The sequence below is a fragment of the Sphingobium sp. MP9-4 genome, from assembly GCF_005281675.1.
Taxonomy (GTDB): Bacteria; Pseudomonadota; Alphaproteobacteria; order Sphingomonadales; family Sphingomonadaceae; genus Sphingobium; species Sphingobium yanoikuyae.
This window is the reverse complement of record NZ_LUFI01000065.1, coordinates 20,055-32,332: the sequence shown is the minus strand read 5'-3', so window position 1 is coordinate 32,332 and position 12,278 is coordinate 20,055. Positions and strand designations below refer to the sequence as shown.

Genomic DNA, 12,278 nt, shown 5'->3' with positions numbered 1-12,278 from the left:
CTGAGTAGCCCCTAGTTTTCTAGACGCCTTCTGCTTTCAGAATCTGCTGCCGTTCGAACTGGTTGGGTGACAGCATCCCGTTCCTGATCTGCTTGCGCACCGGGTTGTAGAACATCTCGATGTAATCGAACACATCCTGCCGGGCTTCATCGCGTGTTTTGTAGGTACGGCGCCGAATGCGCTCACGCTTGAGCGAGGAGAAGAAGCTCTCGGCGACGGCGTTGTCATGGCAGTTGCCGCGCCGGCTCATCGAATGCTCAAGATTGTGAGCCCGGATGAAGGCCGCCCAGTCCATGCTGGTGAACTGCGAGCCCTGATCCGAGTGGATCAGCACCCGTTGCTTCGGTTTGCGCCGCCATACCGCCATGTGCAGCGCCTGCAGCACCGCATCGGTGGTCTGCCTGCTCTGCATTGACCAACCCACCACGCGGCGGGAATAGAGATCAATCACGACGGCCAGATAGGCAAAGCCCTCCAGGGTCCGGATGTAGGTGATGTCTGTCACCCAGGCCCTGTCGGGTGCGGCCACGTCGAACTGGCGATCCAGAGTGTTGTCGACCGCCAGGGACGGCTTGCCGCCATAGCTCCCCGGTCGGCGCTTGTAGCCGACCTGCGCCTTGATACCCGCCAGCCTGGTCAGCCGGGCAACGCGGTTCGGGCAGCAGGTCTCGCCCTGATCCAGCAGGTCGTCGTGCAGCTTGCGGTAGCCATAGACCTTGCCGCTGTCGTTCCAGGCTTGCCGGATCAACTCTGTCTGCCGAGCATCTTCCTGGGCCCGCGTGCTCAGTGGGCTCTTCTGCCAAGCATAGAAACCGCTGGGCTGGATGCGCAGACACCGACACATCGATCGAACCCCGAACTGGTCACGATGCTCGGCGACAAATGCGTATCTCACTTTGCATCCCTGGCGAAATACGCGGTGGCTTTTTTTAGGATGTCGCGCTCCTCGGTCACCCGGGCCAGCTCGCGCTTCAGCTGGCGGATCTCGACATCCTTGCTGGCATCGCCAGACACCACCTTCGCCAGTTGTCGCTTCCAAGCATACAGCGAATGCTGACTGACGCCGAGCCGCTCAGATACCTCCGCTACCGGATACCCTCGCTCGGTGATCTGCGCCACCGCATCACGCTTGAACTCATCGCTGAAATTGGGCTTCCCCATCGTCGTCTCCTGTCCTCAAAATTAGGATAGAAGGCGTCCAGAAATCTAGGGGCTACTCAGACCGATACATAAATCGGGCCTTCCTTGCGGTTTACGAAGCTATGCTGGGTCTGCGCCATGAGCAGGGCATAAAACGCCTATCGCCTGGTGCCAAGCGTCAGCTTGTCTCTGTTCTCTATCGTAAGCAGCCATTCCGCAACCCACCCAACTCCGTCATCCAGCGAAGTCGAAGCGAGGCGCGTGCCTCGCTTCGAGGATCTCACTGCCTTCTGGGTTCTGAGAAGAACAGAGAGATGCCAGCCTTCGCTGGCATGACGAAATAGGGAAGTGTCCGCTAGCCGCTCATCTTGGTCTTTTGATGGGTGGCGCACTTGTCCAGGCGGCTTGGAGCCGGATGTCTCGACAGGCTCGAAACGAACGGCTGTTGCTATTTTTGTCGCCTTCCTATTAACTCCGACAAATGATGAGGATGACATGGAAGGCTAGCCGCCGCGATATGCTCGCGGGCGGTGTGGCGGGGCTTGCGGCTGCTGGCGCAGTGCGGGCGGGGGCAGCTCCGGCGGAAGCGGGAAAAGCGGTGCTGGCGCCGCGTCCGCCGATGGGGTGGAATAGCTGGAACAGCTTTGCCACCACCATTACCGAGGCGCAGGCGCGCGAGACCGCGGGGATCATGGCGGAAAAGCTGCTGCCCTTCGGCTATGACATCTTCACCGTGGACATTCAGTGGTATGAGCCCGAGGCGTCGAGCTATACCTACAACGCCAAGCCCAGGCCGGCGATGGACGGCTATGGCCGGATGATCCCGGCGCCCAATCGCTTCCCGTCCAGCGCCGGCGGCAAGGGCTTCATCCAGCTTGCCAAGGATGTGCATGCGCTCGGCATGAAATTCGGCATCCATGTGATGCGCGGCATCCCGCGCGCGGCAGTGGAACAGAATCTGCCGATATTGGGGACGAAATATCATGCGGCGGACATTGCCGACAGGAAGAGCATCTGTAGCTGGAACCCGGACATGTATGGCGTCGACATGACGCGGCCGGGCGCGCAGGCCTATTATGACAGTATTTTCCGCCTCTATGCCGACTGGGGCGTCGATTTCGTCAAGATGGACGATATGAGCCGGCCCTATGATGCCCATGCGGCGGAGATCGAGGCGGCGCACAAGGCGATCGTTGCGACCGGGCGGCCGATCATTCTGAGCCTCTCGCCCGGCGAGACGCCGGTGATGCGCGGCGATCATGTCCGCAAATATGCGCAGATGTGGCGCATTTCCGATGATTTCTGGGATGACTGGGCGATGCTGGAGGCGCAGTTTACGCGGCTGGAGAATTGGACGCCCTATCGCGGGCCGGGATCATGGCCGGATGCGGACATGCTGCCGCTGGGACGGCTGGCGCTGGGCGAACGCGACACCCGCTTCACCCCGGACGAGCAGCGGACGCTGATGACCCTGTGGGCGATCGCGCGGTCGCCGCTGATCATGGGCGGCGATCTGCGGCATCTGGATGCGGCGACGTTGGCGCTGCTGACCAACAAGGAGGTGATCGCGGTTAATCAGGCGAGCACCGACAATCAGCCCCATTATATCGAGGATGGCGGGCGCATCTGGTCGGCGAAGGCGGAAGGGAGCGCGGATCGCTATGTCGCCTTGTTCAACGTCAGCGACAAGCCACGCGAGGTCTGGATCAGGCTGCGCGATCTGGGGCTGAACGCTCCGGTGGCGGTGCGCGACCTGTGGGCCGGGCAGGCCCTGGGGCAGCAGGCGGACCGGATATCGGTGACGCTGCCGCCGCATGGGGCGGGCCTGTATCGGTTGAGTGCTGCATAAGTATCTCCCCTCCCTTTCAAGGGAGGGGATCAAGGGGTGGGTGGCGAACGAAGTGAGCCTCCTGCGGAGGCACCCACCCCCGGCCCCTCCCTTGAAAGGGAGGGGAGTAGAAGGGGATTACTTCCGGACCGCCGCGCTCTTGTCGCGGATGGCCTTGAATTCCGAGCCGGCCTTCCATTCGGGCCAGCGGGCCGAAAAGGCGAGGTCGCGGCCGATGTCATACATCAGGTCCACGTCCTGCGCGGCGCCGTCCAGCTTCCATGTATCGTCGACCGCGTCGCAGGCCTGGTGATAGCATTTGCCGGTATAGGCATCGATCCAGGCCTGGCCGGCGGCGCGGCCGCCATCGATCATGTCGGATGCGCCGGCGAGGCCCATCATCAGCAGCACGGGCACGCCGCGCTTGGCCATGGAGAAATGGTCGGCACGGTAGAAGAGGCCGCGTTCGGGCAGGCTTTCCTGGGTGATGACGCGACCCTGCTTGGCCGCGAACTTGGCGAGATCGTCCTCGAGCACATTCTGGCCCTTGCCGATCAGGATCACGTCCTTGGCCTTGCCGGCGGTCTGGAGCACGTCGATGGTGAGGTTCGCGACCGTCTTGTCGAGCGGGTAGAGCGGGTTCTGGGCGTAAAATTCCGATCCCAGCAGGCCGCGCTCCTCCGCCGTCCAGGCGGCAAAGACGATCGAGCGGTCGGGGGTGGGGCCGGCCTTGAAGATACGGGCGATTTCGAACAGGCCGGCCATGCCGAGCGCGTCGTCATTGGCGCCGGCACGATAGATGCGGCCCTGCGCGTCGGGCGCGCCCTTGCCATAGGCGTCCCAATGGGCGCCATACATGACGGTTTCGTCCGGGCGCTTAGCGCCGGGGATGCGGGCGATGACATTGGCGCTCTTGACCACTTCCTGGGTGACCGGGAAGGCGGCGGAGAAGCTGGCACCCTTGAGTTCGACCGGCTTGAATTTCGCTGAGCGGGCCTGCTTGCGCAGCGCGGCCAGATCCTGACCGGCGCCGGCGAAGAGGGCCTTTGCCGCCTCGCCCTCGACCCAGCCCTGCACCTGCAGGCTGGTCAGCTTGTCGGCCGGGCGGACAAGGTCGTAATTCTCGCCGCCGGGGCTGACGACGACGTTCCAGCCATAGCCGGCGCCCGGCGTGTCATGGACGATCAGCGCGCCGATCGCGCCGTGGCGGGCGGCTTCCTCGAACTTGTAGGTCCAGCGGCCATAATAGGTCATGGTCTTGCCGCCGAACTTGCCGAACGGGTCTTCGCCCTTCGCGGCTTCAAAGTCCGGGTCGTTGATCAGGAAGACGGCGATCTTGCCTTTCAGGTCCACGCCTTTGAAATCGTCCCAGCCGCGTTCGGGAGCGGATACGCCATAGCCGACAAAGACCATCGGCGCATTGGCGACGGCGACCTTGTCCTTGGGCTGGAGGGTGGAGAGATAAACCTGCTTGCCGAAGGTCCAGGGGGTGGCGGCGCCATTTTGCGCGACCGACAGGCTTTCCGACTGGCCAAGGCGGGTGTGGAGCAGCGGCACGGTCTGCACCCACTGGCCGTCCGGGCCACCCGGCTCCAGCCCCAGCTGCTCGAAGCGGGCGACGAGATAGCCGATCGTGCGCTCTTCCCCCACGGTGCCGGGCGCGCGGCCCTCGAACAGGTCGGACGCCATGGTGCGAACCGACTGTTCCAGCTTGGCCGGATCGGTTTTCGCCGGGTCGGTCTGGGCATTGGCGGGGAAGGACAGGGTGGCAAGGCCGAGGGCCAGGAGGGGGAGGGCGTGTTTCATCCCCGTGCCTTAACCCCCGCACAGGGCGGGGGAAAGGGCCGTTTCAGAACTCGATATCCAGTTCCTCGATATCATCGGGTTCGGCGCGGGCGGCGTCGATCCATTCGCGCATCAGCGGCCAGCCGTTGATGGTGTCGCAATAGGCCGCCGACCTGGGCGAGAGTGGCACGGCATAGGTGAGGAAGCGCTGTGCCACCGGCGCGAACATGGCGTCGGCCACGGTCGGCTTTTCCCCGAACAGCCAGGGGCCGCCATAGGCGTCGAGGCATTCGGTCCAGATCGTCTCGATCCGCTCGATATCGGGCTTGGCACCCGAGAAGATCGGGAAGCGGTCATGGCGGACCTTGAGGTTCATCGGCAGGGCAGAGCGCAGATTGGCGAAGCCCGAATGAATTTCGCCCGAGACCGACCGGCAATGGGCGCGGATGATGCGTTCGGCGGGATACATGCCGACCTGGGGATAGAGTTCGTGCAGATATTCCGCGATTGCGAGCGTGTCCCAGACGCTCGCCCCTTCATGGGTGAGGCGCGGCACCAGCACCGATGGCGACAAGAGCAACAGTTCGGCGCGATTTTCCGGATCATCGATGGCGATGATCCTTTCCTCCACCTTCAGCCCGGCGAGCCGGCACAAGAGCCAGCCGCGCAGCGACCAGGAGGAATAGTTCTTGCTGGATAGAGTGAGTTCCGCGACGGCCATCCATGCTCTCCCGATACACGGTTCCCGGCCCCCAAACGCAAAATCGCAGGGGCGGTTCCCTGGCAGACATGCCGAATGTTATTTTCCATCATTCATGATGCAGTGCAACATGAAAAGCATGTATAGCGTTTAAGGGAAGAACCGAGTCGTCTCCCCCAGGTTGAACAAGGTTGTTTTGGTAATATGCGAATGCTTTACGACGGTTACCAGGCCATGGAAGACATGCTGGCCCCGGCCCGCTTCGGGGCGCAGATGGCGCTGGCGATGCGCGACCATATGGGTCCGGTCGCCGACTGGCCGATGCCGCGCCGCATGTTCGCGCTGATGGACGTGTTCCAGGGCGCGCGTATGACCCACAAGCGCCCCGCCTATGGCATTGACCGCGTCCAGACCGGCAATGCCGAGGTCGAGGTGCGCGAGGAGATCGTGCTCGACCTGCCGTTCGGCGACCTGCTGCATTTCGTGAAGGACGATGTCGAGACCGCCCAGCCCAAGGTGCTGGTGGTGGCGCCGATGTCGGGGCATTTCGCAACCCTGCTGCGCAGCACGGTGGCGACGCTGTTGCAGGACCATGACGTCTATATCACCGACTGGAAGAATGCCCGCGATGTGCCAATGGAAGCGGGGCGCTTCGGTTTCGACGAATATGTCGATTATGTGATCCAGTTCCTGCAGGATATCGGCCCCGGCGCCCATCTGGTGTCGGTGTGCCAGCCCTGCGTGCCGGCGCTGGCCGCCGTGGCGCTGATGTCCGAGGATGAGGATGCGGCGACGCCCAAGTCGATGACCCTGATGGGCGGGCCGATCGATCCGCGCGCGGCGCCGACGGTGGTCAACGAACTGGCGAACGAGAAGCCGATCGAATGGTTCGAGGAGAATCTGATCTCCACCGTGCCGTTCCGATATGCCGGGCGCGGGCGCGAGGTCTATCCCGGCTTCCTGCAACTGTCCGCCTTCATGTCGATGAACATGGAGCGACACGGGTCGCAGCATCGCGAACTGTATCAGTTGCTGGCCGACGGCAAGACGATCGAGGCCGACAAGATCAAGACTTTCTACCAGGAATATTTCGCGGTCCTCGACATGACCAAGGAATTCTACCTGGAAACGGTGGACATGGTGTTCCAGCGCATGTTGCTGGCCAAGGGGGAATTGACGGTCCATGGCCGGGCGGTGAACCCCGGCGCGATCCGCAAGACGGCGCTGCTGACGGTCGAGGGCGAAAAGGACGATGTCTGCGCGGTTGGCCAGACGTCGGCGGCCCATGGCCTTTGCACCGGTCTGCGGCCGCATCTGAAGCGCCATCATCTGCAGCCGGGCGTTGGCCATTATGGCGTCTTTTCCGGCAGCAAATGGGAAAAGCAGGTCTATCCCCAGGTGCGCAACATGATCCTGGCGATGAACTGACATCACCGGGAATGGATGTGAAAAAAGGGGCCGCTTCCTGTGGACGAAGCGGCCCCTTTTCGTTGGGTTGATCAGGCGGCTGCGCGATTGAGATAGGGCAGGCGGCTGGCGAGCGCCGGCGGCAGGCCGGTGACGATCGTGGCGCGGGCACGGTGCCAGAAGGCCGAGAGCAGCAGCAGCGTGCCGCCGATCACCAGCGCGGTGAGCGCGGCGGACAGTTCGACCGCGCCGACCTTCTGGAACAGGCTGTAGAGCGCATAGAGGACGTAGGCGAGGCTGGAGACCAGCAGTGCGCGACGGTCGATCGCCAGCGCCACCAGGCCGAAGGCGAGATAGAGCAGGATCACCAGGAAGGCCTGTCCCGCATCGACCAGCCCATGGGTGATGCCCAGCAACTGGAACAGCGAATGGGCGATCATCGGTGCGGCGGTCAGGTGCAGCCAGAAGGCGACGTCGGAGCGGCGGCTGGTGCGGCCCGGATCGCTCATGTCCCAGCGCATGGCGAGGGTGAAGATGGCAAGGCCGGCGATCAGAAGCAGGATGAAGGGCAGGGTGTGGCTGAACGGGATCAGCCACATGGCAAGGCCGCCAACGATCGCGGCCGCGCCGGCAGCACCGGCGGCGACGGTGATCGGCACCATGAAGCGGCGCCAGTGGAACCAGGCGGCGATGGCGGCGCTGAGGCCGGCGAGCGAGGCGACCAGGCCCGCGCCGTCATTCTGCGCGTCGGGGATCATCGGTCCGATCAGCAGCGCTGCGGTGAAGGCGATGCCGCCGACAAAGGCGAGCAGCAGCAGGATCGAAGGCAGCGCCATGCGCAGGCGTCGCGTGAAATATTCAGCCAGGCCCCAGGCGGTGCCAGCGACGAACAGGCCGGACACGAAGGAGGGCTGGTGCGGGGTGGTGATGCCGAGGTGAACCTCGTTTCCGAGTCCCGCGACCGCGACCAGCAGGATCACCGAGGCGATGGCGACGAAAATATCGTTGAAGCCGGTCAGCAGGCGAAAATGTTCCTCGTCCACCGAACTGGCGCGTAGCCGGGCGACATGGTCGCGCAGCGCCTGGGCGCTGGCGGGCGTCAGCGCGCCGGCCGCTACGGCATCTTGCAGATCGCTCTCGCTATACATTCTGGGGCACTCCTTGTCGGGCCTGGATCGGGATCATAGCATCACTGTATTGCTTGAGCAATACGGTTGATTTTGGCCTTTTTCCGGGCGCGGAGCGATGATAGCGCGGTTCGGACAGATAAAGGAGAGACCCCGATCATGACCCTGCCGGCTTCGCTTCAAGGCCGTTTGTCCCTGCCGCTGATCGGGTCGCCGATGTTCATCATCTCGCAGCCGGAACTGGTGATCGCTCAGTGCCGTGCCGGCATCGTCGGCGCCTTTCCATCGCTCAATGCGCGCCCGTCCGGCACGTTCGAGGCCTGGTTGCAGCAACTGGGTGCGGAACTGACCGATCAGGATGCGCCCTTTGCCGTCAATCTGATCGTCCACCGCACCAATGCGCGGCTGGAAGAGGATCTGGCGCTGTGCGTCAAATATAAGGTGCCGATCGTCATCACCTCGCTGGGCGCGCAGGAGAAGGTGAATGAGGCGATCCACAGCTATGGCGGCATCGTGCTGCACGACGTCATCAACAATGTCTTTGCCAGGAAGGCGATCGAAAAGGGCGCCGATGGCCTGATCGCGGTGGCGGCGGGCGCGGGCGGGCATGCCGGCACGCTGTCGCCCTTTGCCCTGGTCCAGGAAATCCGCGAATGGTTCGACGGGCCGCTGGCGCTGTCGGGCGCGATCGCGACCGGTCGGTCGATCGCGGCGGCGCGGATGATGGGCGCGGACCTTGGCTATATGGGGTCGCCCTTCATCGCCACGACCGAGGCGAACGCGCTCGACGCCTACAAGGACATGATCGTCGATAGCGCATCGGCCGACATCGTCTATTCCGACGTCTTCACCGGGGTGCTGGGCAATTATCTGCGCCCCAGCATCGTCGCGTCGGGGCTGGACCCGGACAAGCTGCCCAAGGCGGCCGACATGGATTTCGCCAGCCTGGCCGGCGACAAGAAGGCGTGGCGCGACGTGTGGGGCGCGGGCCAGGGCATTGGCGCGATCAAGGCGGTGCAGCCGGCGGGCGCCTTCATCGCCCAGCTGAAGGCGGAATATCAGGCGGCGGTTTCAGGCTTCATTGCCTGAGGGCTTGTCTGGGCATGCGCTTCCGGCGCATCCGCACCCCCACCCGACCGCCCAGACATGGTATCCTGATGGGCGGTCGGGTGGGGGTGCGGGCTGGTGCCGCATCGAAAATGCGCTCTTGCGCGTTTTCCAAACAGGCCCTGAGGCCGTACCTCATTCCGCCAGGAAGACGCGCAGTTCCTTGACGAACATCTCGAACTGGTCGTGATGCAGCCAGTGGCCGGCATGGGGAAATTCCACCAGCCGGGCCTGCTGGAAATGGGCGATGCGGCCATCCTTGACCGGGTTTGACGCCCAACTGTCGAGGCCGAGGCACAGCAGCGTCGGGCAGGTGATGCGGCGCCAGAAGTCGGGCAGATTTTCGTCTGTGCCGGCCTGGGGGGCGGCGCCGTGCAGATAGGGATCGAACTTCCAGCTATAGCTGCCATCCTCGTTGCGGTTCACGCCGTGGAGGGTGAGGTGCAGCGCCTGTTCGACCGACAGATGGTCGTTGCGTTCGCGCATGCGGGCGACTGCGGCCTCGATCGTGGCATAATGGCGCGGCGAGCGGCGGGCATTGGTGCGACGGGTGTCGATCCAGCCCTTCCATGTCTCTTCGGTACTGCGTTTTGCCTGTTCGGCGATGCGGTCGGGCGACAGGCCCAGCCCCTCGATCGCGACCACGCGCGCGACGCTTTCGGGGTATAGGCCGGTATAACGCAGGCTGATCGATCCGCCCAGCGAATGGCCGACGATGGTGACCGGCCGGCGATCGAGCAATTCGACCAGCTGGGCCAGGTCATAGACATAATTGGCCATCATGTAGGAGCCGTCCGACGACCAGCCGCTGTCGCCATGACCACGCAGGTCGGGGCAGATGACATGATAGTCGCGGGCGAGCGAACGCGCGGTCCAGTCCCAGCTGCGTGCATGGTCGAAACCGCCATGGACCAGGATCAGCGGCGGCGCCGACGGATTGCCCCAGTCGAGATAGTGAAGCCGCGTCCGCAGGGATGTGAAGAAATGCGATGTCGGCGTCGGATGCGTGGCTTTGTTCATGCGATCCTGTGGAGTTGCTGGCGGTCAGGATGCAATCGCCATCGGCCATGCGCATGACGATGGCAAGACATAAGGCCAAGAAAATATGTGAAATTCTGTCACATATTGTCGGGGATGACTTCAGGGATGGCTATCGGTGCCGATGGGAACCAGTCGGCGGAGAGCGCTGTCGTGGCGGATGCGGTGGACCATCATCGCCAGTTCCGCCTGGCGGAAAGGCTTGTCGAGGCGCAGGCGACGGCTGGCATCGGCGGGCAGTTCGGCATAGCCGGTGATGATGAGCACGGGCAGGTCGGGATAGGCCTGCTCGATCGCGTCGGCCAGTTGCGCGCCGGTCATGCCGGGCATGGCATGATCGGTGACGACCAGATCGATGCGACCCTGCTCCAGCATGTGCAGCGCTTCCCGTCCCGATCCGGCCTGGAACACGGTATGGCCCATCGTTTCCAGCATGCCGGCGGTATTGGTCAGCACCAGATCATCATCATCGACCGCCAGGATGACCAGCGGTTCGGTTTCCAGCTCGTCCGGTTCGCACGGGACGGCCGCCCGCTCGTTGCTGGCGTCGGTCAGGGCGACGGGTAGCCAGATGGACACGCTGGTCCCCTTGCCGGGCTGGCTGGCGATGGTCATCGCGCCGCCGCATTGCTGGGTGAAGCCGTGGATCATCGACAGGCCAAGGCCGGTGCCCTTGCCCACCCCCTTGGTGGTGAAGAAGGGTTCGCGGGCACGGGCCAGCGTCGCCTCATCCATGCCTTCGCCTTCGTCCGTGACCGTAAGGCGGATGAAGCTGCCCGCTGCGAGATCGGGCTGGTCGCCCAGCGCCAGCGTAATCTCGCTGCCCTCGATCAACAGGCGGCCCCCGTCGGGCATGGCGTCGCGCGCATTGACCGCCAGATTGATCAGCGCCAGTTCCAGTTGGGCCGGGTCGGCATGGGCCGGGCGCAGCGACAGCGGGAAGCGCGTCTCGATCGCGACGCTGCTGCCGATGGTGGTCTTGAGCAGATCGGCCATGCCATGTATCAGGCCGATGCAGTCGACCTGTTCCAGCTTGAGTTCCTGCTTGCGGGCAAAGGCGAGCATCCGCTGGGTCAGGGTGGCGCCGCGATCGGCGGCGGTCATGGCATTGTCAAGATAGCGGCTGATATCAGCACCGGCCGCAAGACGCTGCCGCGCGAGATCGAGGCTACCGACGATCACGGCCAGAAGATTGTTGAAATCATGGGCGACACCGCCGGTCAGCTTGCCGATGGCGTCCATTTTCTGGCTCTGGAAGATCGCCTCGCGCGCCTGCTCCAGCGCCTGGGCCGCCTGACGCCGTTCGGTAAGATCGCGGGTGATCTTGGCGAAGCCCAGCAGTTCGCCGGCCGGATCGCGGATCGGATCGATCACGACGCTGGCCCAGAAACGGGTGCCATCCTTGCGGATGCGCCAGCCCTCCGCCTCGAACCGGCCTTCGCGTTGGGCGGTATCGAGCGCACGGGAGGGGAGGCCGGCCATGCGGTCTTCCTCCGAATAGAAGCGGGCGAAATTCTGGCCCATAATCTCTTCGGCGCTATAGCCCTTGAACCGTTCGGCACCGCTATTCCAGCTGGTGATCGTGCCGACCGGATCGATCATGTAGATGGCATAGTCGGTGACGCTCTGCACCAGCAGGCGGAAGCGTTCCTCGCTGCGGCGCAGTTCCTCCTGCGCGGCGCGGCGTTCGGTCAGGTCGCGGGTGACTTTGGCAAAGCCGAGCAGATGGCCGGCGGGGTCGCGGATCGGATCGATCACCACATTGGCCCAGAAGCGGGTGCCATCCTTGCGCAGGCGCCACCCTTCCGCCTCGAACCGCCCTTCGACCTCGGCGGTGCGCAGTACGGCGGCGGGCACATGGGCGGCGCGGTCCTCCTCCGTATAGAAAGCGGAAAAGTGCTGGCCGATAATCTCGTCGGCGCTGTACCCCTTGATGCGCTGCGCCCCGCTATTCCAGCTGACGACGAAGCCGGCCGGATCGAGCATGAAGATCGCATAGTCGGTGACGCTCTGGACCAGCAATTCGAACCGGTTGACCGGCTGGCCTGTCTCTGTCGTCCCCATTTCCGCCCCTGACATTTTCGATCCTGTATCTTTGCCTATGGCAAACGCGGCACGATGCAATCTGTTCCGCCATATGGGACGG

The 12,278-nt window shown here is 63.8% G+C and carries 9 protein-coding genes; 3 read left to right on the top strand and 6 right to left on the bottom strand.

From position 1 onward, the window contains the following. Positions 1–19 precede the first annotated feature (19 nt). Positions 20–1,161 (bottom strand): IS3 family transposase gene (locus A0U87_RS20235; protein WP_107917550.1). Its coding sequence is split into 2 segments (ribosomal slippage): positions 20–927 and positions 927–1,161, totalling 1,143 coding nucleotides; the frame shifts between segments, so codons are not numbered across the junction. Positions 1,162–1,630: 469 nt separating this feature from the next. Between A0U87_RS20235 and A0U87_RS20230 the strand changes: the two genes are divergently transcribed. Beyond that, positions 1,631–2,989 (top strand): glycoside hydrolase family 27 protein, encoded by a 1,359-nt coding sequence (locus tag A0U87_RS20230; RefSeq protein WP_048938881.1) that lies wholly within the window; start codon positions 1,631–1,633, stop codon positions 2,987–2,989. A 117-nt stretch (positions 2,990–3,106) separates the two neighbouring features. On the opposite strand, the gene A0U87_RS20225 is transcribed toward A0U87_RS20230, so the two are convergent. Together A0U87_RS20225 and A0U87_RS20220 are read right to left on the bottom strand one after the other, a co-directional pair. Then, positions 3,107–4,774, bottom strand: a complete 1,668-nt coding sequence (locus A0U87_RS20225; RefSeq protein WP_017502405.1) for a M28 family metallopeptidase — start codon at positions 4,772–4,774, stop codon at positions 3,107–3,109. A 43-nt stretch (positions 4,775–4,817) separates the two neighbouring features. Continuing rightward, positions 4,818–5,474 (bottom strand): glutathione S-transferase, encoded by a 657-nt coding sequence (locus A0U87_RS20220; protein ID WP_004207782.1) that lies wholly within the window; start codon positions 5,472–5,474, stop codon positions 4,818–4,820. A 183-nt stretch (positions 5,475–5,657) separates the two neighbouring features. Here A0U87_RS20220 and phaZ point away from each other — a divergent pair, with 183 nt between their 5' ends. After that, positions 5,658–6,881 (top strand): polyhydroxyalkanoate depolymerase, encoded by a 1,224-nt coding sequence (phaZ, locus tag A0U87_RS20215; RefSeq protein ID WP_038292992.1) that lies wholly within the window; start codon positions 5,658–5,660, stop codon positions 6,879–6,881. A 71-nt stretch (positions 6,882–6,952) separates the two neighbouring features. Here the strand turns inward: phaZ and A0U87_RS20210 are convergent, their stop codons facing one another. Continuing rightward, the gene (locus tag A0U87_RS20210) at positions 6,953–8,008 is read right to left on the bottom strand and encodes a hypothetical protein (RefSeq protein ID WP_048938880.1); all 1,056 of its coding nucleotides are present in this window, start codon (positions 8,006–8,008) and stop codon (positions 6,953–6,955) included. Positions 8,009–8,146: 138 nt separating this feature from the next. Here A0U87_RS20210 and A0U87_RS20205 point away from each other — a divergent pair, with 138 nt between their 5' ends. Continuing rightward, complete coding sequence (locus tag A0U87_RS20205) at positions 8,147–9,076, top strand: nitronate monooxygenase family protein (RefSeq protein ID WP_048938879.1); 930 nt, start codon at positions 8,147–8,149, stop codon at positions 9,074–9,076. A 153-nt stretch (positions 9,077–9,229) separates the two neighbouring features. Here A0U87_RS20205 and A0U87_RS20200 read toward each other — a convergent pair whose 3' ends face one another. Both A0U87_RS20200 and A0U87_RS20195 read right to left on the bottom strand, forming a co-directional pair. Continuing rightward, positions 9,230–10,114: an alpha/beta hydrolase gene (locus A0U87_RS20200; protein ID WP_048938878.1), complete on the bottom strand. Its 885-nt coding sequence runs from the start codon at positions 10,112–10,114 to the stop codon at positions 9,230–9,232. 120 nt (positions 10,115–10,234) lie between these two features. Beyond that, positions 10,235–12,196: a PAS domain-containing sensor histidine kinase gene (locus A0U87_RS20195; protein WP_048938877.1), complete on the bottom strand. Its 1,962-nt coding sequence runs from the start codon at positions 12,194–12,196 to the stop codon at positions 10,235–10,237. Between the last annotated feature and the right edge of the window lie 82 nt (positions 12,197–12,278).

Coding starts and splice junctions, on each gene's coding strand:
- A0U87_RS20230 (WP_048938881.1), top strand. CDS start 1,631: ATGACATGGAAGGCTAGCCGCCGCGATATGCTCGCGGGCGGTGTGGCG.
- A0U87_RS20225 (WP_017502405.1), bottom strand. CDS start 4,774: ATGAAACACGCCCTCCCCCTCCTGGCCCTCGGCCTTGCCACCCTGTCC.
- A0U87_RS20220 (WP_004207782.1), bottom strand. CDS start 5,474: ATGGCCGTCGCGGAACTCACTCTATCCAGCAAGAACTATTCCTCCTGG.
- phaZ (WP_038292992.1), top strand. CDS start 5,658: ATGCGAATGCTTTACGACGGTTACCAGGCCATGGAAGACATGCTGGCC.
- A0U87_RS20210 (WP_048938880.1), bottom strand. CDS start 8,008: ATGTATAGCGAGAGCGATCTGCAAGATGCCGTAGCGGCCGGCGCGCTG.
- A0U87_RS20205 (WP_048938879.1), top strand. CDS start 8,147: ATGACCCTGCCGGCTTCGCTTCAAGGCCGTTTGTCCCTGCCGCTGATC.
- A0U87_RS20200 (WP_048938878.1), bottom strand. CDS start 10,114: ATGAACAAAGCCACGCATCCGACGCCGACATCGCATTTCTTCACATCC.
- A0U87_RS20195 (WP_048938877.1), bottom strand. CDS start 12,196: ATGGGGACGACAGAGACAGGCCAGCCGGTCAACCGGTTCGAATTGCTG.